The 21823-nt window shown below is 69.0% G+C and carries 20 protein-coding genes, 1 pseudogene and 1 riboswitch; of the genes and pseudogenes, 8 read left to right on the top strand and 13 right to left on the bottom strand.

All coding sequences use genetic code 11. The features are described 5' to 3' along the window. The first annotated feature begins 80 nt into the window (after window positions 1–80). On the top strand, window positions 81–542 hold the full coding sequence (locus tag EF879_RS26900) for a DUF6153 family protein (protein WP_148086323.1): 462 nt from the start codon (window positions 81–83) through the stop codon (window positions 540–542). 92 nt (window positions 543–634) lie between these two features. Then, window positions 635–1276: a DUF305 domain-containing protein gene (locus EF879_RS00480; RefSeq protein WP_123553599.1), complete on the top strand. Its 642-nt coding sequence runs from the start codon at window positions 635–637 to the stop codon at window positions 1274–1276. A gap of 150 nt (window positions 1277–1426) precedes the next feature. On the opposite strand, the gene EF879_RS00475 is transcribed toward EF879_RS00480, so the two are convergent. After that, entirely contained in the window at window positions 1427–1810 is a 384-nt protein-coding gene (locus EF879_RS00475) for an oxidoreductase C-terminal domain-containing protein (RefSeq protein ID WP_199736086.1), read from the bottom strand. A 325-nt stretch (window positions 1811–2135) separates the two neighbouring features. Between EF879_RS00475 and EF879_RS00470 the strand changes: the two genes are divergently transcribed. Continuing rightward, window positions 2136–2345: a heavy-metal-associated domain-containing protein gene (locus tag EF879_RS00470; protein WP_123555144.1), complete on the top strand. Its 210-nt coding sequence runs from the start codon at window positions 2136–2138 to the stop codon at window positions 2343–2345. A 191-nt stretch (window positions 2346–2536) separates the two neighbouring features. On the opposite strand, the gene EF879_RS00465 is transcribed toward EF879_RS00470, so the two are convergent. After that, a complete protein-coding gene (locus EF879_RS00465) occupies window positions 2537–3535 on the bottom strand; it encodes a peptidase M23 (protein WP_233604136.1) in 999 nt (332 codons plus the stop codon). A gap of 206 nt (window positions 3536–3741) precedes the next feature. On the opposite strand from EF879_RS00465, the gene EF879_RS28455 reads away from it, so the two are divergent. After that, entirely contained in the window at window positions 3742–4770 is a 1029-nt protein-coding gene (locus EF879_RS28455; RefSeq protein ID WP_123553595.1) for a zf-HC2 domain-containing protein, read from the top strand. 90 nt (window positions 4771–4860) lie between these two features. On the opposite strand, the gene EF879_RS00455 is transcribed toward EF879_RS28455, so the two are convergent. Beyond that, the gene (locus tag EF879_RS00455; RefSeq protein WP_370375426.1) at window positions 4861–5991 is read right to left on the bottom strand and encodes a D-alanyl-D-alanine carboxypeptidase family protein; all 1131 of its coding nucleotides are present in this window, start codon (window positions 5989–5991) and stop codon (window positions 4861–4863) included. Between the two features lie 405 nt (window positions 5992–6396). Continuing rightward, window positions 6397–6548: riboswitch (cyclic di-AMP (ydaO/yuaA leader) on the top strand. 290 nt (window positions 6549–6838) lie between these two features. Here EF879_RS00455 and EF879_RS00450 point away from each other — a divergent pair. Next, window positions 6839–7630 carry a C39 family peptidase gene (locus EF879_RS00450; RefSeq protein WP_123553591.1) on the top strand — a complete coding sequence of 264 codons (792 nt, stop codon included), beginning with the start codon at window positions 6839–6841 and terminating at the stop codon, window positions 7628–7630. 186 nt (window positions 7631–7816) lie between these two features. On the opposite strand, the gene EF879_RS00445 is transcribed toward EF879_RS00450, so the two are convergent. The 8 genes from EF879_RS00445 to EF879_RS00410 are packed head-to-tail and all read right to left on the bottom strand — an operon-like array spanning window position 7817 to window position 16219. Next, entirely contained in the window at window positions 7817–9238 is a 1422-nt protein-coding gene (locus EF879_RS00445; protein WP_123553589.1) for an NADH-quinone oxidoreductase subunit N, read from the bottom strand. Then, window positions 9235–10743: a NuoM family protein gene (locus tag EF879_RS00440; protein WP_123553587.1), complete on the bottom strand. Its 1509-nt coding sequence runs from the start codon at window positions 10741–10743 to the stop codon at window positions 9235–9237. Before EF879_RS00440 ends, EF879_RS00445 begins: the two co-directional genes overlap by 4 nt. 3 nt (window positions 10744–10746) lie before the next feature. Next, the gene (locus EF879_RS00435; RefSeq protein ID WP_123553585.1) at window positions 10747–12678 is read right to left on the bottom strand and encodes a proton-conducting transporter membrane subunit; all 1932 of its coding nucleotides are present in this window, start codon (window positions 12676–12678) and stop codon (window positions 10747–10749) included. After that, entirely contained in the window at window positions 12675–12980 is a 306-nt protein-coding gene (gene nuoK, locus EF879_RS00430; protein ID WP_123553583.1) for an NADH-quinone oxidoreductase subunit NuoK, read from the bottom strand. Before nuoK ends, EF879_RS00435 begins: the two co-directional genes overlap by 4 nt. Then, window positions 12977–13519 carry an NADH-quinone oxidoreductase subunit J gene (locus tag EF879_RS00425; RefSeq protein ID WP_233604134.1) on the bottom strand — a complete coding sequence of 181 codons (543 nt, stop codon included), beginning with the start codon at window positions 13517–13519 and terminating at the stop codon, window positions 12977–12979. Before EF879_RS00425 ends, nuoK begins: the two co-directional genes overlap by 4 nt. 30 nt (window positions 13520–13549) lie before the next feature. Continuing rightward, window positions 13550–14482 (bottom strand): NADH-quinone oxidoreductase subunit H, encoded by a 933-nt coding sequence (locus EF879_RS00420; protein WP_123553579.1) that lies wholly within the window; start codon window positions 14480–14482, stop codon window positions 13550–13552. Then, entirely contained in the window at window positions 14475–15887 is a 1413-nt protein-coding gene (locus EF879_RS00415) for a hypothetical protein (protein WP_123553577.1), read from the bottom strand. Before EF879_RS00415 ends, EF879_RS00420 begins: the two co-directional genes overlap by 8 nt. Further along, the gene (locus EF879_RS00410) at window positions 15878–16219 is read right to left on the bottom strand and encodes an NADH-quinone oxidoreductase subunit A (protein ID WP_233604133.1); all 342 of its coding nucleotides are present in this window, start codon (window positions 16217–16219) and stop codon (window positions 15878–15880) included. The genes EF879_RS00415 and EF879_RS00410 overlap by 10 nt, the downstream gene beginning before the upstream one ends. A gap of 725 nt (window positions 16220–16944) precedes the next feature. Between EF879_RS00410 and EF879_RS00405 the strand changes: the two genes are divergently transcribed. The 3 genes from EF879_RS00405 to EF879_RS00395 all read left to right on the top strand — a co-directional run bounded on the left by EF879_RS00405 (window position 16945) and on the right by EF879_RS00395 (window position 20905). Beyond that, window positions 16945–17952, top strand: coding sequence for an NlpC/P60 family protein (locus EF879_RS00405; protein WP_123555141.1), 1008 nt, complete (start codon window positions 16945–16947; stop codon window positions 17950–17952). Between the two features lie 324 nt (window positions 17953–18276). Next, a complete protein-coding gene (locus EF879_RS00400; protein WP_123553575.1) occupies window positions 18277–19371 on the top strand; it encodes an IS630 family transposase in 1095 nt (364 codons plus the stop codon). 133 nt (window positions 19372–19504) lie between these two features. Next, window positions 19505–20905 (top strand): ISNCY family transposase, encoded by a 1401-nt coding sequence (locus tag EF879_RS00395; RefSeq protein ID WP_123555139.1) that lies wholly within the window; start codon window positions 19505–19507, stop codon window positions 20903–20905. A 99-nt stretch (window positions 20906–21004) separates the two neighbouring features. Here EF879_RS00395 and EF879_RS00390 read toward each other — a convergent pair whose 3' ends face one another. Both EF879_RS00390 and EF879_RS00385 read right to left on the bottom strand, forming a co-directional pair. After that, window positions 21005–21553: an IS5 family transposase gene (locus EF879_RS00390; RefSeq protein WP_123553574.1), complete on the bottom strand. Its 549-nt coding sequence runs from the start codon at window positions 21551–21553 to the stop codon at window positions 21005–21007. After that, window positions 21550–21798 (bottom strand): annotated as a pseudogene (locus EF879_RS00385) (transposase); the annotation flags it as partial. The pseudogene EF879_RS00385 and the gene EF879_RS00390, both read right to left, overlap by 4 nt. Between the last annotated feature and the right edge of the window lie 25 nt (window positions 21799–21823).

The raw sequence follows: 21823 nt of genomic DNA, 5'->3' as shown, positions 1-21823 counted from the left end.
ACCGCCAGCGGGAGTGGCGGGAGGGCCCTGCTGGCCCAAGCCCGCCTCCCCTGATCTCGCAGGCGGCTACGATGAGGTTGATGACAGGTGCCGCCCGCGACCAGCTCCGCCGATCACGTACGGTGATCCGCGTGCTCGCCATCGTTGCGGGCCTTGTCGGGTTGATCTTCATGCATCAACTCGTCGGCACTCCGGCGACGGGCGAACATCACCATTCACGGGCCGCGACGTCGGCCGAGTCGGCGCATCATCTCCTCGGCGAACTTGATGACCCCAGCGCGGTGACCGCCGGACCAGGTACCGACTGCCCGCCAGGTGACGTCGAGTGCCCGAACCTGCCACACGGGCACCCCGGTCAGGTGTGCCAACTCACCCCGCCCGGCTACGGACCCGTCGCGTCGCCACCGGCTCTCGCGCCGATGCCTGTCGCGCCGCCCCCGTTGGTCATCGTGCTCTCGCCGCAGACGGCGGCGCAGGAGGCGGCAGGCGGCAGCGGCTGCGGCCCACCTTCGCTAACCGAACTGTCTATCTGGCGCGTCTAGGCCGACTCCCGGCCCGCCACCCCGGCCACGGGCGGGTGAACGCGGGCATCTTGCCGTGATTCTTTCAGCGACAAACAGGGAGTCGATAACCCATGCGCATCAACCGACCCATCGTTCGCTCTTCCGCACTGGCGGCAGCCGCCATCGCGACCGTCGCACTCGCCGCGGGTTGCGGCGGCAGCTCACACGGCAGCGGCCACACCGCAGACCAGCCCGCCGCCACCGCGACCAGCGCGCCGGCCGCGACCGCAGACCACAACCAGGCGGACATCACCTTCGCCCAGGGCATGATCCCGCACCACCAGCAGGCCGTCGAGATGGCCGAGCTGGCGGAGAGCCGGGCCAGCGACCCGCAGGTCAAGGACCTCGCCGCCAAGATCAAGGCAGCCCAGCAGCCGGAAATCGACCAGATGACGACGTGGCTGCGGGACTGGGGTGCGGCAACGGCGTCCCCGTCCACTGGTGGGCACGACATGCACGGCGGCGCTCCCGGCGGCGGCATGTCGGGAATGATGAGCGACCAGGACATGGCCACCCTGGAAAAGGCCAGCGGTCCCGAGTTCGACCGCACGTTCCTGGAGATGATGATCCGTCACCACCAGGGCGCGGTGCAGATGGCCACCACCGAACTGGAACAGGGCCAGAACCCGGCCGCGAAGAACCTCGCGGAGAAGGTCAAGGCGGACCAGACCGCCGAGATCGGCCAGATGCAGAACCTGCTCAACAGTAAGTAAGTGAGCCGGCCCGGCGTGCCGTCTCGGCATGCCGGGCCGCCGCTCATCCCACTTTCGTTCGTCGGCCCGGCCTCGGCCGGGCCGACGAACGAACCGACCTGTCTCCGTTACAGAGAACCCGACTGTGGGTGGGCCTCGCCCACCTCTGGCTCACTCGCTGCTATTGCCGGGGCGGGCAGCGGAGAGGCATGGATGGCTCGCCTCCGCCGAGCTGCGTGAGATGATCCCACGCCTGAGCAGGATCAGGTCCTTGGGCGAGTTCACCGCCACCGCGCCGACCAGCACACCAGCCCTGGAGAGACCGACGGCGAAACGATCGTCCTCGAGGGCGCCCGTGACGAGCCTCGCCTCGTCGGCTAGATGCGGCAGGCCGGCGACCTGGATCCGCGCTCCGTGCACATGCGTGGCGAACGACGGTACGTCGGTGAAGGGTTCGGCGTTCTCGGGTCCGGCCAGCAGGTTACGCGCGGCCACCGCGCCCTGATCATTGGCATTCGCCCAGTGCTCGACCCGGATAAGGACATCTCCGAACACCCGGTGTGGCCAGCGCGCGATATCCCGATCCGGTCCAACTGCCTCTCCTCCTGCCAGTAATCTCGCCCGGGCACGACAACCCATATACGCCTACCCTGTACCGGTATAGCTTCAGGTGGGCCCATTCGTGCTGCCGTCGCCGCGGTCGCCTGGCCGGTGACCGCGAACTCGGAGATGTGCAGTGACAACGACTCGGGGAGGGGGCGAACTGCGGACGTTGTCGAGGAAGGTACCCCTAGGGGGTGGGGGTTGTTCGTCGGGTTGTTCTGGCATACGTTACCTGCGTCCAATACCCATCGGGGGTATTAGAAGAATGGGGGCGACCGTGGGCACCAGCACGTACAAGGTCACTGGCATGACCTGCAATGGCTGCGCCGACAAGGTCCGGACCCAGCTGAGCAAGCTGGACGGCGTCAGCGTTGTCGATGTGGAACTCGCAACCGGTCAGGTTACCGTGACGGCAGACGGGCGGGTTACCGACACCGCCATCATCGACATCCTGGAGGAAACCGGCTACGAGGCCGTGCGCCTCTGATCAAAGGAATCGGGTGGGGCCTGAGGGCGGCAGGCCGTTGCCTCGCCAGTCAGGCCCGGCACCTACCGCGAGGTGAACCGTTGACGCCGGCGCGACGCGTGCCGCCGTCACGCGCACCGCACGCGGACGAGGGGTGGTTGGCCGCTCGGCCCGACCACCCCTCGTCCGGGTGTCCGTCTCAGATGGTGGCCTTACGGATCGCGGCGTTGGAGGGCCCGGTACTGCTGGGTTCCGTCGCCGTGAGCTGGGTGGTGCGCAGGGTGACCGCGGCGAGCAGTGCTCCCCGCTGCGGCGAAGGCGGCGGAGAAGCCGCCGGTCAGGGCTGACCGGTCGCCGAGTTGCCACTCATGCTGGGCGTACAGGCCCGGATACGCCGAGACCTGTACCGCCTGGGCGGCGACGGTCAGTGGAAGGTCCTGCCAGCCAGGGATCTTCTGCAACGCGGTCAGGAACTGCCGGGTGGCGAACCTGGGGCTCATCAGGTCCCGCACCGGGCCCCAGCCGGTGCTGGGCCGCTGTTGGAAGAGACCGACCGAGTCGTGGTCCCACCCGATGGCCTGGTGCGGGTAATTCTGTGACTCGGGTAGTACCCCGCTGGCGTAGTTGTAGAGGTTGCTCTCTTGCATGGCGGTGGCCACGGCGATGACCAGCGCCCGGTGCGGCACCCGCATCTCCTGGCCCGTTCGGACGATCGTCACCGCGTTGCCCATCTGGGCCTTGTCCAGCCCGGCTACCGGCGTGATCGGCTTCGGCTTTGACTTCGGTTTCGGCTTGGCTTTTCGAGCCGGCGGCGGGGAGGTGTCCGCCGAGGGCGCCTGGGTGGTCGGGCTGGCGGACCGGGAGGACTTCCCGCGAGAGGCGGCGTCTGGCTCGGCCCGCTGGGCGATCTCCTCCCGCAAGTCGGGTGCAGGGGCATCGCCGGGGGTGCTGCCGATGCCGATCTGCGCCCAGCCTATGAGGCCGAGGGCACATACCGCGCCCGCTGCTGCCACCAGCCGTGTCCGGCCGCTCCGGCCCGAGAAAGGGTTACGAAGAAAGCGGGAGTGGGCAGACCGGATCGTGAGCCCGGAGCGGCGGGCCGGAACCGGCGCGGGGTGGCCGCCATTCTGGTCGGCGGATACCACATCGTCCGAACGGTCAGCTGTGTCATCGAGGGCATGGCGGTCGTTGAGGGGGGCGTCGTCACGCATGCGACGAGGCTAGGTAGGAGGTACCGGGGTTACCCACCGTGATTGTGTGGCCTTCCCCACACCTGTTGCTGAGGAAACCGGAGTGGTGGGGAGACCGTGGTCAGCCTGGGCAGGTCGTTCGCGAGCCGGTCATACCTCCTTATCCTGACCACGGCCGGAGTGACGGGTAGCTACCGCCCGCGCCCGTAGAGCCTCGCTCATGATCAATGGGCTCACGTTTTCGGTCGATGCGTTGCCCTCCGTTCGGCGTCTCCCGATCCTCAAAATGGCACGGCTTCATGTTGGTTCCTCGTTCTGCCGAACCAGCACCGTGTGGGGTCGCGGCCATCAGCGGAAGGCGGTGGCGGTGTGGAAGCCGCCAGCCGGTGCCGACACCGACGGAATTCATGACCGACGGCAGACACTCGCTACTTGGCGCGACGGCTGCGTCCCTCACGCGGGTCGATAGCCTCATCGAGGCCGATCCACAACCCCTTCCCGGTTCCGCGGCCAGAGAACGGTCCGCGGGATCGGCACGCTCGTTAGACGGGTACGGGACGGTCAATTCGCCGGCAGGCTGTCCAACGCATCGAGGACGGCGACAGGACGGTAGGTCGTGCTACGTTCCACGTTTGGACTGTGCAAAGTACCGTGAGCTGATATCCGCGTCGCTGGACGGTGAACTCGAACCCGATCGGGACAACGAGGTGGAGTCGCACCTACAGCAGTGTGCGGCTTGCCGACGCTGGTACGACGAGGCCGCGCACCTCACACGGCTGGCACGCGTGACACCTGTGCTGTCGGCACCGGACCTCGCCGAGCGGATCATCGGCCAGATGCCGCAGACACGGCGACGGCATGGCCGGCTGCTGCGGTGGGGCTTGGCCGTGGTCGGCCTCGCCCAGGGTGGATGGGGAGCGCTGGCGCTGCTCGTGCTCGATCCCGACACGAGCGGCGAACGGGTTCACGGCGCGGCGCTCGGCCACTTGGCGCACGAGAGTGCGGCGTTCAACCTCGCTCTCGGCGTGGCGTTCGTCTGGGCCGCGGCCCGACCGCGAAACGCCGCGGGCCTGCTCCCGGTGCTGGCGACCTTCACCGGGCTGATGCTCGCCGCGAGTCTGGTGGACCTGACACAAGGCCGAGTCCACCCGTCGCGGGAGGTCGCCCATCTGCTGATGGTGCTGGGCCTCGTTCTGGTCGCGGGGCGGGCTCGCGTCGAGTCCGGTAAGGCCGACGCCAGCGTCGCGAGCCGTTGACGCGGACCGCGATGAACCTCAACGCGCCGTCACGGTGGCGGTAGCCGGAGGCGGTCGAACCCACCAGCTCGCGATCGTCTCTCCGATGGCCTAGGACCGTTGACCGTCAATTGCGGCACCGACTCTTCGACGTGCGCGGCTCCACCACCACACAGCCGCCACGATCAGGGCCAGCAGCGGTAGGCCAACGCCGAGACCGATCCACAGCGGGGCTTGCGAGGATGAGTGCTCGTCTGCGGGCGTGACCAGGTGGCCGACGGTCGCCTCGGGAGGGAGAGCGAAGCCCCAGTCGAGTAGGGCTATCGCCTCACCCAGGCTCCCCAGCGGCGCGGTCTCCGCGCCGAGCAGGGTCACCGCGAGGCGTCGGCCGTCGCGTTCGGCCACACCAACGTAGGTCTGCCGGGCAAGCTGCGTGAATCCCGTCTTTCCGCCCAGCATGCCGGGATACCGGTCCAACAGCGTGTTGTCGTTGACGATCTGGAAGGCCGGCTTTCCCGGCTGTGCCGGTACCTCCGCCACCCTGGTCGCCATATACCGCCGGAAGTCCTCGCGGGCGAAGGTTGCCCGCGCGATCAGTGCGAGGTCGTACGCGCTGGTGAACTGGCCGGGGCCGTCGAGCCCTGAGGGCGTGGCGGCGTGGGTCTGGTTCGCGTGCAGCCGACCCGCTTCGTCGTTCATCGCCTGGACCCCGCCCGGCCTGCCGGCGGACCCGCCGCCGATGCGTGCCAGGACGTTGGCCGCGTCGTTGCCCGACTTCAGCAGAAGCCCCAACCACAAGCTCTCGATCGAGTACCGACCGCCCTCGACCACCCCCATCACCGAGCTGGCCGGGTCGAGATCCTCCAGGTCCGCCCGGGTCACCTCGACGGTCTGCGCCGGGTCGAGACGGGGCATGAGAGCCGCCGCCAACAGGAGCTTCTGCACGCTGGCCGGCGTCCGATTCTCGTGTGGGCCGCATCCGCCCAGGACGGAACCACGGTTGAGGTCGGCCACGACCCACGAGGTGGCCGTCACTGCCGGCGCCACCGGTGCACCGGGCGGGATGGCCAGACCCGAGGTCGCCAGTGCCTCCCCGCCGATCGACAGCCGGGCCGGGTCGACCGCCGGCGGCGACGGGGTGGCAGGTCGAGGCGCCGTCGGCTCGACAGATGGGCAGGGCACGAACGGCGCGGCCATCGCCGATGTTTCCGGCAGGATCGCCGCACTCGGCACAACGAGCACAGCGCCTAACGCAACAGCAACCAAACGGAAGGCGGTCACCTGAGAAATCGTAGGCGGAAACGGGGGAAGGGTGGTCGCGGTTGGCCAAGTCTCCCTGGGGGGCGGGCGGATTTCAGGCGCGGAACCTGTGGTACTTCGTGGCGGGAGTCTCCGTCCGGAATCGCCGATCCGAAGACGTTACCCCTGTTGGGCGACTCGAATCGACACGCCTCGCAACAATCCGCCGACAGTTCACGCCCGTCACGTTTCTGAACCGCTGTCCGGTTTCCCCAAGTGAGGGCGCGTCATGCAGCGGAAGTGAATGCAATTGGTCACACCGTCGCTGTCGGCGCTTGGCAACCGAGGAGACGGCTCGTAGCGTCGTCGCGTCCGATTCGGTTGTTAGTCATCTAATCCGATGACGCCGAGTCGGGCTCGCCTAATCGCGACCAGCGAGCCGGGGACCCATCGCACCTCGGGGTGAATCCGTGGACCTACAACCATCAGCCACGGTAGGGCAAACCATCTTTCCCGCCCGAACCCGTCAGCTAACCCGGTCGGCGAAACGGGAAGGAGACATACGCATGCGACGGAGCATGACCCGTTCTCGTCGGTCATTTCGCTTCCTGGACAGATAGAGATACGCCACTGGCCCGAAGTCGCCCCGGTGGCGGCACCTGGCCGGACGCGTGTATCAGACCCCGCACGACCTCCTAGAGGGACAGTCCCTGCGTGCGTCTGTCGCCGAACGGCAGATTGCGCGCCTTCGGGAGTCGTCTTGCGGCCGGGCTCAGGGCCCGGTGACGGCGTCCCGTCCTTTTAAGGGGCGACTGCATCGATCTGCCATCAAACGAACTGAGGTACCGTGATGACTGAAGAACGAACTCGTAATCCGTTTCGACCCGGTGCGCTGCGTAGGGTCCACAAGGTGGGTCTGTTGTCTGCCGCGGTGGCGGTAGCTGCGGCAGCCGCGACTGCTGGTGCTCTGCTGAATCAGCCGGCGGCTCCGGGGGTAGCCCGGGCCACCTCGGAATCGCTCGTCACGGGTGCGATCGCGCCCGACCCGGACACCGAGGCGCCGGCCAGCCCCGACGCCAGCGCGGCGACGCCTGAGGAGAGCCCGTCGCAGCCGGCCACGCCGGACGCTCCGGCCGAGAAGGTCCTCGACGCCTCGTTCGAGTACCAGCCCAACTTCTACTACTGCGGGCCCGCCGCGGTGCGTAACGCCCTGAGCGCTCGCGGCATCGACGTGAGTCAGGATGAGCTCGCCAAGGGGCTGCGGACCACGGTCAACGGCACCGACTCGGCCGAGGACACCACCCGGGTGTTGAATGACATGGTCGGCGCCGACGTGTACCGTACGACGATGATCCCCGGCTCGGATGCGACGCCGGCACAGATGGATCGACTCCAGGCCGATGTCGTGCGGGCGATCAGCAACGGCTATGCCGTCGTGGCGAACAGCGTCGGCGGCGCGGCGGACGCCGACGGCGTGTGGCACGACTTCCCGGGCGGCCACTACATCGCCCTGGTCGGCTACAGCGATGACGGGCGCATGGTGAAGGTGTCGGACTCGTCGGGGTTGTTCGGTCCCGCCACCTACTGGATGAGCACGATCAACATGGCCAACTGGATCGGCACCCGCGGCTACTCCGCCTGAGTACACCAGCCTGCCGCCTTGACCGGCCACGGCAGCCGGACATCGCGGTGGGGTCCAGCGGTCCGGGGAGGCCGGTCCACTCAACCGGCCTCCCCGCAAGCGGCGCGACGGAGCGCGGCGTGTCCAGTCACGCGTACCGGTGAAGGTTCCCATTCCTGTCGACACCGGGTACGGGCCACGGTCCGGTCAGCGAAGTGGCCCGGCCGCCAGCGGCAGGGCGAGTCCGCTGATCAGGCCGAGCACGAGCGCTCCGGCACCGGCCGTGTAGGCGGCCAGCGCTGACCAGGGGCCGGCGGGTGTCAGCGGGTCGGCGAGCCGATCGTCCGGGGCGGGCTGGAACGCGGGGACGAGCCAGCGCAGGTAGTAGAACAGTGAGGCGATGGTGTTGGCGACTGCCAGGGCAGCGAGCCAGCCGTAGCCGCCGTCGATCGCGGCGGTGAAGACTTCGAGCTTGCCGACGAACACCGCGGTCGGCGGGGTGCCGACCAGGCCGAGGAGACAGACGACGAGCACGGCTGCCAGCAGCGGGCGGCGGTGGGCGAGGCCCCGGTAATCGTCGATGCGTGAGGCGTGGGGTAGGTGGGCGACGACGGCGAACGCGCCGAGGTTGGTGACGGTGTAGGCGGCCAGGTAGAACAGCAGGCTCTGCTGGGCCAGGCCGCTGCGCGTGGCCACCGCGACGGCGATGAGCAGGTAGCCGACCTGGCTGATGGTGGAGTAGCCGAGTAGCCGTTTGACGGAGGTTTGGTGGAACGCGGCCAGGTTGCCCAGGGTCATGGACGCCGCCGCGAGCACGGCAGCGAGCAGGGGCCAGTTCACCGGGCTGGCCGGCAGTGCCTGGTGAGCCACGCGGTAGGCGGCGATCAGGCCACCGATCTTCGGCAGCGTGGTCAGGTAGGCGGCGACCGGCGGTGGCGTGCCGTCGACGGCATCGGGCACCCAGAACTGCGCCGGAACGCCTCCGATCTTGAACAGCAGCCCGGCGTACACGCCGAGGATGCCGAGCGCGGCCAGCGGAGTAGGGGCGTCGGCGAGGGCAGGACGTAATTCGCTGTAGCCGGTGGTGTGGCCGGCGGCGTAGAGCAGGGTGACGCCGGCCAGCATGAGTACGCTCAGCAGGGCGCCGATCAGGTAGTACTTGAGGGCCGCCTCGGTGGCGAGGTGGTCTTTGGCGAACCCGACCAGGCCGTAGGTGGGGACGCTGGTGAGCATGTAGCCGGCGAAGAGCATGAGCAGGTCGTTGGCGCCGACCAGGGCGAGGACTCCGGTGGCGGAGAGGGCGAGCAGGACGTAGAACTCGCTCTCCCGCTTGTGCGCGTGGACGGTGTCGATCGACAGGCAGATGACGAGCAGCAGGGCCGCGAACACGATCAGGCGGCCGGCGTTGGTGGCCGCGTCGATGGCGAAGGCGTTCTCGAACACCAGCTCGGGTCGGTCGGCGGCGATGCTGACGGTGGTCGCGGCGAGCCCGATCAGGCACGCTCCGGCGAGCAGTGCGCGGACGGCCCATTGCCGGCGGCGGGGCAGCCACGACCCGGCGACCAGTCCGATCACGGCGGCGGCGGCCAGGGCGGCCTCGGGGATGAGCGCGGCGACGTTCTGGTTCACCTGGCGACCAGGTCGACGAGGGTCCGGCTGGCGGGCTCGATCACGTCGAGGAGGAACCTCGGCGCGACGCCGATGGCCAGGGCCAGGGCCAGCAGCGCGACGATCGCCACCAGTTCCGAGGGGTGCAGGTCGGGAAACGCGGCGGCGGCGCCCGGCGCGTCGGGTATCCGCAGCGGGCCGAGGAAGACCCGCTGCAGCGCCCAGACGAGTAGGGCGGCGGTGATCAGGATGCCGAGCAGGGCGATCCCGGTCGCGACCGGTTGGGTGGCGAGGCTGCCGGTGAGTATCTGGAACTCGGCGATGAACCCACTCAGTCCCGGTATGCCGAGGCTGCCGAACGCGGCCACCGCGGTGACGCCGGCGAACAGAGGTGTCTTGGCGGCGAGGCCGGAGAAGGCACTCATGTCGTAGCGGCGGCGGCGGGCGTAGAGCACGCCGGCCAGCAGGAACAGCGCGCCGGTGAGGAGCCCGTGGCTGACCATCTGAGTGACCGCTCCGGTGACCGCGAGCTGGCGCGCCTGCCCGTCGCTGCCGGCCAGGGTTCCGGCCGCGCCGACGGCCAGCACGACGTAGCCCAGGTGATTAACCGACGTGTAGGCGATCATACGTTTGAAGTCGGTCTGCGCCAGCGCCACGAGGCCGCCGTAGATCACCGAGATCACGCCGACGACCACCAACACGATGGCGTAGCGGCGCCAAGCGCCCGGCAGGATCGGCATCGCGATGCGGACGAAACCGTAGGTGCCCATCTTCAGCAGCACCCCGGCGAGGATCGCGGATCCGGCGGCGGGTGCGTCGGTGTGGGCGGGCGGCAGCCAGGTGTGCACCGGTACGGTCGGGGTTTTGATCGCCAACCCGACGCCGATCGCGAGCAGCACCAGCGCGGCATAGCCGTCGCGGCCGGCGACCGGGTTGGCGTCGGTGAGGGCGACGATGTCGAAGGTGTGCGGCTGGGCGGCCAGGGCCAGGCCGATGAACCCGAGCAGCAGGGCGAGGGAGCCGGTGAACGTGTAGAGGAAGAACTTCAACGCCGCAGCCCGGGCCCTGCGACCATGACCCCATCCGGCGATGACGAAGAACATCGCGACGATCGCGAGGTCGAAGAAGAGGAAGAACAGGATCAGGTCGAGTGCGACGAACACTCCGATGCAGACGGTCTGCAGGAACAGGAACACCGCGACGTAGCTCCTGACCCGCCGGGTCTCGCGCAGCGAGTAGACGGCGACCGCGAGGAACAACACGCAGGTCACCGCGACCAGCGGCAGGGACAGTCCGTCCACGCCGACGTGGTAGCCGACCCCTGCCTGCGGAATCCAAGCCACGGCCTGCTCGAACGCCACCCCGCCGCCAGGGTCGAACACCGTCCACACGACGACCACCAGGGCCAGGTCGACCGTGGCGGTGACGATCCAGATCCAGACGAACAACCGGTCCGCCGCGGAGCGGGACAGGAGCAGCACGGCGGCGGCAACCGCTAGCGGGAGGAAGGTGATGGCGGTGAGCATCGGCTACCCGGTCAGCAGCAGAAGCAGGGCCAGCGCGGCCAGCGCCACGACGAGCTGTGTGTAGTACTGGTGCAGCACTCCGGTCTGCGGCCGGCGGGCTGCCCGGCCGAGCCGGCGGGCCTGGGCGGCGACTGCGGTGACGACCCCGTCGACCCCGCCGTCGTCGACCCGGGCTGCGGTACGGGCGAGCCGTAGCCCGCCGCGGGTCGCTTGGCGCACCGCCCCGTCGACCAACCGATCATCGACCCGGGCTGCGGCACGCGCCAGCCGCACGGCGGCGCGGGTCGCCTGGCGCACCGTATTGTCGATGATCCGGTCATCGAACGCGGCCAGCGCTCGCGCCAACGCCAGGGTGGGACGCACGACCAGAAGGTGGGCGGCGCGTTCCAGATCCAGCCAGCGGGTCAGCCAGCCGGTCACCACTGACGGCACCGGGACCCGGGTGCCGGTCCACCGCCATGCCAGGACAGCGGCGACGATCGCCACCGCCGCGGAGGCGGCTAGTTGCCAACCTCGGGGTGCCGGCTCGCCCAGCACGCCGAGGGTCTGCCGCAACATGCGGGCCGGACCGGGCAGGGCCAGCACACCCAGGACCACCGCTGCCGCGGCGAGCACAACGAGAGCGACGCCGGTGGTGACAGAGACATCACGGCTCCCTACCCGGCGGCCGGCCTCGGCACCCACGCCTGAGCGCAGCAGGTACCAGGCGGCTTTGCCGCTGTAGACGGTGGCGAGCACCGCGGCGGCGAACCCCACCACGTACAGGACGGGCTGCCGGGCGAACGCGGCGGCGAGCACCTCGTCCTTGCCGGCCCACAGCGACAGGGGTGGCAGACCAGCCAAGGTCGCGATCCCCACGGTGAACGTGACACCGACCAGCCGATGCACGCGCGCCGCGCCGCGCAGGTCGGCCAGCACGGAACTGCCCAGGACGGTCAGCCACACCCCAGCGGCCAGGAACAGCAGCGCCTTCGTCGCCGCGTGCGCCACCAACTGGGTGACGCCACCGGCGACGCCACCGGCCCCGGCGGCCAGCACCACGAATCCGACCTGTGCGCAGGTCGAGGCGGCAAGCAACTGCTTGAGATCGGTCTGGGCGATCGCGACCAAGCCGAGCAGCAGCGCGGTGGTCGCACCTGCCCACGCCACCGCAGGCCCAGCCCAACCGGTGGCGGCCAGCAGGGGGTGCAGCCGCAGCAGCAGGTACGCCCCGGCGGCGACCATCGTCGCCGCGTGCAGCAACGCCGAGACCGGACTCGGGCCCTCCATCGCCCTGGACAGCCAGAACGACAGCGGCAGTTGCGCAGACTTGCCGAGCGCGGCGACGACGATCCCTGCGGTCAGCACGGTCAGCCACGGCTCGGCCGTATGCGGCAGGACGTCCAGGCGCAGCGAGGCAGCCCCACCGGCGAGCGCGGCTCCGGCCGCGAGGTACAGGCCCAAATCGGCGGACCGGGTGCTCAGGAACGCGGTGTTCGCCGCCCGAACCCGTCGTGGCTGCCGCCACCAGAAGCCGATCAACGCCCAACTGGTGGCGCTCATGACCTCCCACCCCATGAGCAGCAGCGGCAGGGTGGTGGCGGTGACCGTGATCAGCATCGCGGCGGCGAACAGCAGCATGAGCCCGAAGAACCGGGCGGACACCAGGGCGCTGTCCCCGACGCTGAACACCAGCACAGCGGTGGTCACCGCGGCCACGGTCACGACCATGACCGCGGACAGGCCGTCCACCCGCAGACCGGCGTGGATACCGGTGAACAGCGGTGCCGACGCGGCCGGCCGCGAAACCGCGGAGACACCGGCGAGGGCCAGCGTCACCATCCCGGCCGCCACTCCCACGGCCGGGGCGGCCCGATCGGCCCGACGGCCGGCGGCGACCAGCGCCCCTCCTGCGGCCAGCGGCACCACGACCAGCAGCCAGGCCAGGACCGTCATCCCTTCAACTCCCGCGCCTGGTCGGTCATGTCCACCTCACGGGCCCGGAAGATCGCGGTCGTGACGGCGAACCCCATCGCCATCTCCATCGCCATCGCCACCACGACGACCACGACGATCACCTGACCGGCTGCGGCAGTTGGGGCGAGGAAGTGCCAGAACGCCCCGGCGGCGACGATGACCCCGCCGAGCATCAGCTCCAACCCCATCATGATCATCACGATGGACTGCTGCGACAGGACGCCGTACAAGCCGATCGAGAACAACGCGGCGGCCAGCAGCAGAAACCATTGCAGACTCACCGGCGGCCCACCCCACCGGGAACCGGATCATTCGGGATCCGCCGCTCCAGGTCGTCACCGAACCGGTCGTACCGGCCCCGCCCGGTGGACAACACCGTGGCGGCCACCATCGTCGCGAGCAAGGCAAAACCTAGCGTCATCATGGTGAGCATCTGCCCGCCCATCAGCGACTCGCCCAGTTGTAGCGTCGGATCCGGCGGGCGCGTCGCGGCCGGCGCCGGCAGTGGGACGGCCGCGATGCCGGCGGCGAGGGCGGCAAACACGACCCCACTGATCGCCAAGGCGCCGCGCCGGTTGTGCACCATCGACATCGGCATCAGACCGGCCGGGTTCATCATGTACGCGATCATGAAAACGGCCATGATGACCATCTCCATGACCATCATCAGGATGACGACAACACCGAGGTAGTTCAGCCCGAGCAGGATCAACTCGCCGCCGATGAACAGGAACGAGCCCAGCAGCGCGTAGGTCACCCGGGCCATCGAGCTCAACCGGAAGACCAGGATCCCGCTGGCCACCGCGAGCAGCGCCAGCACCCAGAACACGACAACGTCCACAGCCGGCTCCTAGCCGCGGCCGAGTACGACGAGCGCGGGAACCAGCGCCTGCGCCACAGCTACCGGGATCAGGACGACCCACGCCAGCTCGACATAGCGGTCGGCGCGTATCGTCGGCAACCGCCGCCGCAGGTACACCAGTACGGCCAGCACCGCGACCGTCTTGACCAGCGACCACACCCACGCCGGCAGCAACGGGCCGAGACCCCCGCCGAGGAACAGCGGCACGGCCATCGCCGCCCCGGCGGTCAACAGCAGCCACCTGCCGGCCAGCAGCATCAGCCGGTCCACGCCGCCCGTCTCGGCCAGCACCCCACCGGCGATATCCCGGCCCGCCGGGTAATCGAACGGACCAAGAAAGCTGAACGCCAGTACCCCGGCCAGATACACCAGAAACGCCACCGGCATCCACACCACGAACCACAGCTGCCGTTGCGCGGCCACGATGTCCGCGACCCGCAGCGACTGCGCACCAGTCGCGGCGGTGATCAACGCGAGCATGAACGGCAACTGGTAGGCCAAGCCCTGCGCCACGAACCGGTACCCACCGACCAGCGGAAACAACGCGTTCGGCCCCCACCCGACCAGCCACACCGCCGCCCACGTCACCACCTCCATCGCGTTGAACCACACCACCCCCACGTCGAGATCAACCACCACCCGGTCCCCGAGCGGCACCACCGCCACCGCCAAGACCGCCGCTACCGCCACGCCCGCCACGCCCAACCGCAACAGCAGCCGGTCCGGGGCCACCGTGGTGCGTGGCGGGGCGACGAGTAACCGCGCCGCCTCGGCCAGCGGCGTCACCGCCATGCCGACGGCGAACCGGCGACCGGCCGCGCGGCCGGCCAGCAGTGCGTCTCCCGTCACGGCGGCCACCGCCAACCCGGCCAGCGCCGCCGGGGCGAGCAGCACCGACCACAGCGGCGCCGGGTTAACCACCTGCCGACCCGATAGGTTGCGGGATGAGTTCATCCACGTCCGGGTCGAGGCTGGCCACGATGAGCCGGGCCCCGGCGAGTTCGGCACCGGCCAGCAACCCCGGCAGCACGTCGACCAGGGCAGCCGACGGTGGCCGTCGTCCGTCGAGGCGCCCGCGCGGGCCCTCGGCACTGGTCGGGTCAAGCGGCGATCCGTCGTCGAGACCGGCGACATCCTCGATGACGTCGGCCAGCCACTGCCGGTACCGGTCCGTCACGTCACCGCCGGCCCGCCACGCCGGCCCGGTCACCCCCGCGCCGGCGGCCGTATCGGCGTCCAGCCTGCCCAGTCCTCGGGTCAGCCACCGCAGTGTCCACGAACGTCCCACGCGATGGGCGAACCGGCCGACCCGTCGGCGCATCACCTCTTGCGGCGTGCCGGCGATCAGGTCGTCGCGAAGCCACCGCGCCGTGGTGGCCGCGTCAGCCCAGCCCGCCACGGCCAAGAATCGACCCAGGCTGTCCAGTTGGGCAGCGGCACGCCGCCGGACCGCCTCGCCGACGGTGACCGGTTCACCCGACCGGGCCCGCGACCACGGCACCGTCCACCACGACCCGCCCTCCCCGCCGCAGCCGGTCACCGTCTCCACGTCCGCCCGCTGGACGACGTCACCCTGCACGGTCAGCCGCAGCAGCAATCCCGCCGGCCAGTCAGCGAGGATGGGGCCCAACGGCAGCCGCAGCCGGTCCAACCGCAGCCCGTCGCGATCCTCGCCCCGCCGGGCCATCGGCAATCCCGCCGGCATCCCCATACCGCCCATGCCGTGCATGCCGTGACCATCGTGACCACCGCGCTGCGCGGGCGGCCGGGCGTGGCCGTGCGCCGTACCGCCGTGCTGCGCGTGCACGTGGTGGCCGGCGTCCTCCGCTGGCTGATTCTGGTCGCCGCCCTGCTCAGGGTCGTGCGCGCCGCGCTCACCGTGCCCCTGGTGAGGCTCGCCGTGTGGCCGGTCCTGCCCGCCGGTGGCGCCGGACCCACCCGCCGGCTGTACGCCGCGATCCTGAGGGCCGCCGCGCCGCGCATCGGCGCGGGCATGCGCGGCGCTGCGCTGGACATCCAGGTTCGCCAGGTGCCGACGGGCCTCGTCGAGCGCTTCGACCGCCTCACCCGGCCGGCGGGCCCGCACACAGCACGCCGGTGGGACCATGCCCCGCTCCGCCTCGTCCAACAACTCGGCGAAACCTGGCACCTCCTCGCCCGCCACGAGCAACACTCCAGCCTCGGCCGGCACTGCCGCGGTCGGCCAGCCGCGCCGACGCAACTCACCCTCCACGGCCAAGCGGACCGCAGTCGCGCCCGGCATCGGCACGACCAGGACACGAGGGCGTGTCGCGGCCAGCCGCAGCAGCCCGCCGATCAGGCCCACCGCAACCCGCCCTCACGCCACGCATACGCCACCCCGGCGAGTAACACCGCCAGAAACGTGAACATCTCCACCACCGCACTCACGCCCATGATCGAGATGACCCGAGTCCACGGATACATGAAGACCATTTCCATGTCGAAGGCGAGGAACAGCATCGCCACCGGATACCAACGCACATGGAAGCGGCTGACCGCATGCTCGACCGGCGCAATACCGCCGGTGAACGACGTCGCGGTCAGCGCACGGGGAGCCAACGCCACCAACCGCGTCGCACCGTAGGCACCGCCCACCACCAGCATTACCAGCGCCAGCAGCGCGAGCAGCGCCGTCACCACACATCCCCCGATACGCCGCGGCAGCCGAGACCCGACCGCACCCGTTGCGGCGACGAACACGGCCGGCCGCGATGCTTGCCACCGACGACCTGATCGGGGTCGCCGTCTGTGCCGGGTGGCCCGGCAACCGACCAGGCTCCACACACCGCAGGCGACGAGCCCGTGCCGGCGTCCCCGGGTCGAATCCCCCTTTCACACACAACTCGCAGTCAATCACCCAGACCAGACTAAAATGTTGAAAAGGGAGATTGTGTCCGCACGTGAATCCCGCTTGGCAGCGGAGAGCGGTGCGGCCGGACGCTTGCGCCGCTCTCCACCTCGTCGATCGGCTCGGCGGGCCGGGCCGCACCGCGAGGTGAAGGCGCGCGACCGTTACCGAACACCACCCTGGTGGCCTGGATGGTCAGACCCTGCTCGCTGGTCATGATGGGCCCTCGCAAAGCCATGGGCGTGACGGGGGTTGAAGGAATGCAGGGCCACGATCGTGGCCACCTCGAACGGGTAGGCGATCATCCTTACCGGGGTCAGCGGGACCGTACTGCCGAGAATCGGCACAGCGCCACTTTCTGCGCCGTCCAGGGGATCCAAGGCTGGCTTGCCCCACGCAGGGGGATTCCCTATGGTGGGGCATCGACCCTGAGGTCCGTCGGTCTTCGCCGTCCTCTCGTTGCGAAGCGGCCCAGGGGTCGACCACAAAGGAGTCGGTGCCGGTGGTGGCGGATGTGACAGCCCAGCCCTCTTCACCACGCCAAACGCATCCTCACCGTCGCAGTTCGGGTCGCCGGACGCTACGTGGGGTCATCCTCGTGGCGGTCGCGATATGTGTCGGCCTCACGCCTGCGGTCCAGGCACATGCGACTCCCTCGCCCGAGGAGATCGAAGCCCAGCTCGATAAGCAGTGGGAACAGCTTGAGCCCGTTATCGAGCAGTACAACAAGGTACACAACGGGCTCGTCAAGAACCGCAAGAAGGCGGCCGAGCTGGAACGCAAGATCAAGCCGCTTGCCCAGCAGGTCGATGGTGCGCTCGACCGGATCGGTGGGCTAGCTGCCAAGAACTACAAGCTCGGTCCGGTAGCGGAAGCCGCCGCATTGGTCAGCGGCGACGACCGTGCAACGCTGACTGAACGTCTCACCATGCTCAACTATCTGGCGGGACAGGAGCACGAGCAGATCGCGGACGTATTCGCGGTCAAGAGCAAATACGACGAGGAGAAGGCGAAGCTTGACACCCTGATCAGCCAGCAGGCGCGTCAGGACGCCGAACTCGCAGGCAAGAAGAAAAAGATTGACAGTGAGATTAAGCGCCTGGAGAGGCTGAGGGAGACCGCCGGAGGGACGTTCACCATCGACGTGGGAGAATGTCCGCCGGTCACGGTGACCGGCAAGGCCGCCATCGCCGTGCGTACGGCTTGCGAGCAGTTGGGTGACCCGTACGTGTGGGGAGCTGTGGGGCCGAACTCGTTCGACTGCTCCGGACTCACCCAGTACGCCTGGAAAGCCGCGGGGATCCATCTCACCCATTTCACCGGCGACCAGTGGAAGGAGACGAGATCGGTCAGCCGAGCTGAGGCGCGAGCTGGAGACTTGGTCTTCTTCTTCGAAGACCTGCACCACGTCGGAATTTACCTCGGCAACGGCAAGCTGGTGCACGCTTCCCGGGCTGGTCAGCCGGTGAAGGTTGCGAGCATCGAATACATGCCCCTCGCGGGCTTCAGGCGAGTGGCCTGACCGCAGAACGAACGCGTCGCCATGCGGCCGTCCGATAACCAGGTCAAACCCCGACTTCAACCGGCACACCACGAACTTTCCGAACCATCGGCCGGACCTACGTTCCCGACCGAGACGGGGCGATCCGATGCCCCGCATCCTGAGACCCTCAGGACCTGAGATGGCTTCCACTGCGGCCGGCATCCTGTCAACGCCGGCTCAACCCTTCGAGCTACAATAGCGGCTCTATGGCGCTACTTCGGGTTGTAGCCCTGTCGGGGCGGCCTGCCTAGTGTCTCGTGATGCTGTTGTCTTTACGTGATGTGGTTGTGGTTCGCTGTCTTTGTGGAGTTGACATCGGACGAGCGGGTCGAGCTTCGGGCGCTGGTCAACAGTGGTGAGGTGTCGGCGGCGGTCGGGACGCGGGCGCGGATCGTGTTGTGGCACGCCGAAGGCCGGCTGAAGAAGGACATCGCGGCCTTGGCTGGGGTGTCGCGTCCGACGGTGGACCTGTGGCTGGGCCGGTACGCCGCCGACGGCGCCGCTGGCCTGTTCAGCCGGCGGCCCGGCGGGCCGCGGGAACAGGTCCCGGCCCGGATCAGGGCGCGGGTTCTGGCGTTGACCCGGATGAGTCCGCCGACCGATACCGGCCTGTCGCACTGGTCCAGCCGTGAGATGGCCGCCTACATCACCCGGACCGAGCGGGTGCCGGTCTCGCACCACTGGGTGGCCAACCTGTGGCGCGAACACGGTCTCAAACCGCACCGGTCCGGCACGTTCAAGCTGTCCAAGGATCCGGCGTTCGCGGCCAAGGTCACCGATATCGTCGGGCTCTACCTGGACCCGCCCGGCGGCGCGGTCGTTCTCAGCCTTGACGAGAAAACCCAGATCCAGGCGTTGGACCGGACCCAGCCGCTGCTGCCGATCGAGTTCGCCGCCACCGAGAAACGCACCCACGACTACGTCCGGCACGGGACCACGAACCTGTTCGCCGCCCTGAACGTCGCTACCGGCGAGATCATCGGCGAATGCCGCCCGTCCCGCAACGGCGCGGCGTTCCTGGCCTTCCTCAAGAAGGCCGTGGCCCCGCACCGCGGCCATGACGTTCACGTGGTGCTGGACAATCTGTGCACCCACACGACCCCCGACGTGCTGGCCTGGCTGGACAAGAACCCGCACGTGCACTTCCACTTCACCCCGACCGGCTCCAGTTGGATGAACCAGATCGAGACCTGGTTCGGCATCATCACCCAGCAGGCGATCCGCCGCGGCACGTTTTCCTCTGTGCAGGTCCTGATCCGGTCCATCCGCGACTACATCACCACCTGGAACGCCAACCCCCGCCCGTTCCAATGGACCGCCACCGCAGAGGAGATCTTGGCCAAAGTCCAACTTGTACAGACCACCGTCAAGCAACTCGTCGACAACAACGCCAAGTAAACCCATCAGAATCACGGGACACTAGCTACTTCGACCTGAAAAAGTAGATCGATGGGGCTGGTTGCGGCGTCGCTGACCAGCCTCATCGTCGTTGGTCAGTATGAGGAGTTGGTGCGCCGCAAGGGGATCCGTGATGCTTCGTACCCGGAACGTTCAGCCGTCGCTGTGGGAGTCGGTGCTGCCGGAGGTCTGTCTGCGGCTGCCGGCCGAGTTGGAGCGGGTGGACGCCTGGTTGGACGACGAGCGGTTCTTCGCCCCGTTCGTGCCGTTCTTCGACGCGCGGATCGGCCGGCCAAGCCTGCCGGTGGAGACGTACCTGCGGTTGATGTTCCTCAAGCACCGCTATCGGCTGGGATACGAGTCGTTGTGTGCTGAGGTGTCGGACTCGATCTCGTGGCGGCGGTTCTGCCAGATCGACGTCGATGCCCGGTTGCCGCACCCGACCACGCTGATGAAGATCACGACCCGGTGCGGTGAGCAGGCGATCGCCGCGCTCAACGAAGAGATGCTTGCCAAGGCGTGCGAGGCGAGGTTGGTGAAGACGGGAAAAGTGCGGGCCGACACCACCGTGGTGTCGGCCAACGTTGACTACCCCACCGACACCGGGCTGCTGGCCCGCGCGGTGGGCCGGATGTCCCGCCTCGTCGTACGGATCAGGGCCGTCGGCGGCGCGACGCGGACACCGTTTCGCCAGCGCACACGGGCGGCCGGGCGGCGGGTCCGCTCGATCGCGGCGCATCTGCGGCTACGTGGCGCGCAGGCCCAGAAGGAGGCGCAGGCCACGGTGGCCCGGATAACCGGAGAACTGGCCAGCCTGGCCCGACAGACCTGCACCGACGCGCAGGCGGTGCTGCGTAACGCCCGCCGCGCCCTGAACCGGGTAACCGGCCGGGCGAGGGGGCGGCTGCGCCGGGCCGTCAACGAACTCGCTGTCACGATCGAACGCACCAACCAGGTGATCACCCAGACCCGGATCCGTCTGGCCGGCGGCAAGCCCGACTCCGCCACGCGCCTCGTGAGCCTGCATGACCCCGACGCCCGCCCGATCGCCAAGGGACGCCTCAGTAAACCGATCGAGTTCGGCTACAAGGCGCAGATCGTCGACAACGTCGACGGCGTCGTGCTCGACCACACGGTCGAGAAGGGCAACCCGCCCGACGCCCCGCAGTTGGCACCCGCGATCGAACGGATCACCGCCCGGACCGGCCAACCACCACGCGCGGTGGCCGCGGACCGCGGCTACGGCGAAGCCGGCGTCGAAGACGACCTACACGATGCCGGCGTGAGAACCGTTGCCATACCCCGCAAAGGCAGACCCGGCAGCGCCCGCCAAACTCACGAACGACACCCCGGCTTCCGCCGCCTCGTCAAATGGCGAACCGGCTGCGAAGGACGCATTAGCCACCTCAAGCACCGCTTCGACTGGGACCGCACCCGACTCGACGGGCTGACCGGCGCCCGGACCTGGTGCGGATACGGCGTCCTGGCCCACAACCTCACCAAAATCACCGCCCTCGCCGCCGCCAACGCCTGAACTCCGGGCCCGGCAACCGATCCCTGCACCACTCTGGCCTGCACCACACACGATCGACCACGGCCCGAACCCACTTCTTCAGGTCGAAGTAGCTAGCGACTAGGTTCTGTCTCGCGGATCTTGGTTGTCGGGGACGGCGCGTAGCCAGTCGAGGGTTTCGACCAGGTCGAGGGTGGCCTGGAAGTTGGCGGCGAGTTTGTCGTAGCGGGTGGCGAGTCCTCGCCAGTGTTTGCGCCGGCTGAAGCCACGTTCGACCTGGTTGCGGCGCCGGTAGGCGACCGGGTCGAACGTCGGTGGCCGGCCGCCACGTCGTCCCCGCCGCTTCCGGTTGGCGATCTGGTCGTTGGGCTCGGGGATGACCGTGGTGATGCCGTTGTCCCGCAGTGCGGTCCGGTTCGCGCGAGAGGAGTACGCCTTGTCGCCGGTGAGCGAGTCGGGCCGCTTACGCGGGCGGCCCACACCGCCGGGGCGGGGCACCCGGATCTGCTCCAGCAGGGGGATCAACTGGCGGGTGTCGGCTGCCTGACCAGGGGTGATCCGGGTGGCCAGGGAACGGCCACGCCCGTCGGCCAGAGTGTGGATCTTCGTGGTGAGACCACCCCGGGAGCGGCCGATGGCCTGTGCTGCCCGTGACTGCTCGCGGGTCAGCCCCCTTTACGGGCACCGGCGGCGTGCTGGTGGGTCCGCACGATGGTGGCGTCGACCTGGGCGTTCCAGTCGATGCCGTCATCGAGTTCGGCGAGAGCGATGACGTGGGCCTTCAACCGGGCCCACGTCCCGTCCGCCGCCCACCGGCTGAACCGCCCGTGAGCGGTCTTCCATGACCCGTACCGTTCGGGCAGGTCCCGCCACGGCGAGCCGGTGCGTTTCACCCAGCAGATCGCGTTGATGACCTGCCGATGATGTGACCTTCAGGGC

Origin of the sequence: Micromonospora sp. HM5-17 (assembly GCF_003762835.1) — a bacterium.
Classification (GTDB): Bacteria; Actinomycetota; Actinomycetes; order Mycobacteriales; family Micromonosporaceae; genus Plantactinospora.
The sequence above is the reverse complement of the archived record's forward strand: the minus strand, read 5'-3'. Positions and strand labels throughout refer to the sequence as shown.

What these genes read in the sequence shown, in the direction of transcription:
- EF879_RS26900 (WP_148086323.1), top strand. Translation starts at nt 81, where the DNA reads ATGACAGGTGCCGCCCGCGACCAGCTCCGCCGATCACGTACGGTGATC.
- EF879_RS00480 (WP_123553599.1), top strand. Translation starts at nt 635, where the DNA reads ATGCGCATCAACCGACCCATCGTTCGCTCTTCCGCACTGGCGGCAGCC.
- EF879_RS00465 (WP_233604136.1), bottom strand. Translation starts at nt 3,535, where the DNA reads ATGCGTGACGACGCCCCCCTCAACGACCGCCATGCCCTCGATGACACA.
- EF879_RS28455 (WP_123553595.1), top strand. Translation starts at nt 3,742, where the DNA reads ATGGGCTCACGTTTTCGGTCGATGCGTTGCCCTCCGTTCGGCGTCTCC.
- EF879_RS00450 (WP_123553591.1), top strand. Translation starts at nt 6,839, where the DNA reads ATGACTGAAGAACGAACTCGTAATCCGTTTCGACCCGGTGCGCTGCGT.
- EF879_RS00440 (WP_123553587.1), bottom strand. Translation starts at nt 10,743, where the DNA reads ATGCTCACCGCCATCACCTTCCTCCCGCTAGCGGTTGCCGCCGCCGTG.
- EF879_RS00435 (WP_123553585.1), bottom strand. Translation starts at nt 12,678, where the DNA reads ATGACGGTCCTGGCCTGGCTGCTGGTCGTGGTGCCGCTGGCCGCAGGA.
- EF879_RS00395 (WP_123555139.1), top strand. Translation starts at nt 19,505, where the DNA reads ATGCTTCGTACCCGGAACGTTCAGCCGTCGCTGTGGGAGTCGGTGCTG.